This window comes from Hyphomonas sp. UBA3601, assembly GCF_002375605.1.
GTDB lineage: Bacteria > Pseudomonadota > Alphaproteobacteria > Caulobacterales > Hyphomonadaceae > Hyphomonas.
Window position 1 is genome coordinate 5256 of sequence record NZ_DFME01000135.1, and the last position, 1475, is coordinate 6730.

A 1475-nucleotide genomic window follows, 5' to 3' on the forward strand; every position below is an offset into this window, starting at 1 on the left:
GCGGTCTTCTTTGGATCACTGACGGTCACATTCACATGTTCGAACTTGGCAATACTCATTGTTTTCAACTCCATTTCTTCTTCATCAAATCTCTGATAAAGCTGTCGTAATTCCTCAACTTAAGTTGAGGTCAAGCGTGAAATAGGAGATTCTTTCATGGCAGTTCCGAAGGGCTTGGCGATCGGAGATGTGGCTGCGCGGACCGGCCTGTCGGTCTCGGCGATCCGTTTCTACGAAGGGCGGGGATTGGTTCACCCAGAACGGTCCTCTGGCGGCCAGCGTGTCTTCCTGCGCTCGGACATCCGTCGCCTGTCCTTTATCCTGATCGCCCAGCAGATTGGCCTGACCATCGAAGAGATCAGCCAGCTCCTGTCGTCATTGCCGGAGCGGCGTACGCCGACCAAGCGGGACTGGACCCGGATCAGTACGGCCTTCCGGCACATGCTGGATGAACGGATCGCGCTGATGGAGCGGACGCGCCGGAAGCTGGACGGCTGTATCGGTTGTGGCTGCCTGTCCCTGAAAAAATGCCAGCTTTACAATCCGGAGGATCGTGCGCGTGGGCTCGGCACAGGACCGCGATTCCTGCTTGAGGATGTCAGCGTGGTGTCGACCGAAACCTAGTCTTGGCGCTCTGGGGGTTGAGGGAAGTAATGGGTGGCCATGCGCGTGGCGATTTCCTGGCCCTTCACGGCAAAATCAGCTTCAGCCTCGACCGCGCGATTGTCACAGGTCTGGTAGATGCGTCCGGCGCTTGTGAAGGCCTCATTGAAGGCGTCGACCAGTGAGCTGCGGACCGCGCCGCGATTGGGCGCTTCGTACTTCAGCATGTCGGACATGTAGCGCCGCCAATACTGGTCATCGCGGCCATTGCACTTTACGCGGATCGCGTGGGCGGCGCCCAGCGTGGCTGCGAGATCGGTCGCATCGCGGAAATAATCCGGTCCACGAATCGGCAATCCCGATTGCGCTGTGCTTGCGCCGCAGAACATCACCGCGCTAAGCAGGAGAATATGAAAACCTGTTTGCTTCATGCGACGACTTTTGCGCGCATTCGTGAAAGGCTCAAGGGCCTTGAACATGAGATTGAGTTCATTGTCATGGATGAGGACGGTTTGTTCTCCCATGCCGGGGACGGCACCGTGGTTCACGATGTTCGGCCCGATATTGTCTTCGGGAATACGGATGTCTGGTTCGGGGATCATGCCCGCGACTTCATGATCGCCGTACTCAAGACTGGCGGGATAGATTGGTTCCAGTCCTCCGCGGCTGGGCTCGACAATCCGGCACTGATCTCCGTTGGCAAGATTTCCCGCACGTTTTGTTCCAACCACACGCAGTCCGAAGCCATGGCCGAATGGGCGCTCTGGCAGTCTTTCGACTTTTTCAAGAAGGGTCCGGAGCATCGCGCACAACAGGCCGAGGCTGACTGGAACCGGCTTGAGATGCGCGAGATGATGGGGGCGCGCTGGCTG

At 58.0% G+C, this 1475-nt stretch carries 3 protein-coding genes; 2 read left to right on the forward strand and 1 reads right to left on the reverse strand.

Going from position 1 to position 1475, the window contains the following annotated elements:
* The first annotated feature begins 156 nt into the window (after positions 1-156).
* Positions 157-624, forward strand: coding sequence for a redox-sensitive transcriptional activator SoxR (gene soxR / locus B4F73_RS15280; protein ID WP_034814093.1), 468 nt, complete (start codon positions 157-159; stop codon positions 622-624).
* Here the strand turns inward: soxR and B4F73_RS15285 are convergent.
* Positions 621-1034, reverse strand: a complete 414-nt coding sequence (locus tag B4F73_RS15285) for a TIGR02301 family protein (RefSeq protein WP_290479051.1) — start codon at positions 1032-1034, stop codon at positions 621-623. The two genes, soxR and B4F73_RS15285, sit on opposite strands and share 4 nt — an antisense overlap.
* Between B4F73_RS15285 and B4F73_RS15290 the strand changes: the two genes are divergently transcribed.
* Positions 1014-1475 (forward strand): hypothetical protein (locus B4F73_RS15290; protein ID WP_290483700.1); only part of this gene is annotated, 462 nt, incomplete at its 3' end. The two genes, B4F73_RS15285 and B4F73_RS15290, sit on opposite strands and share 21 nt — an antisense overlap.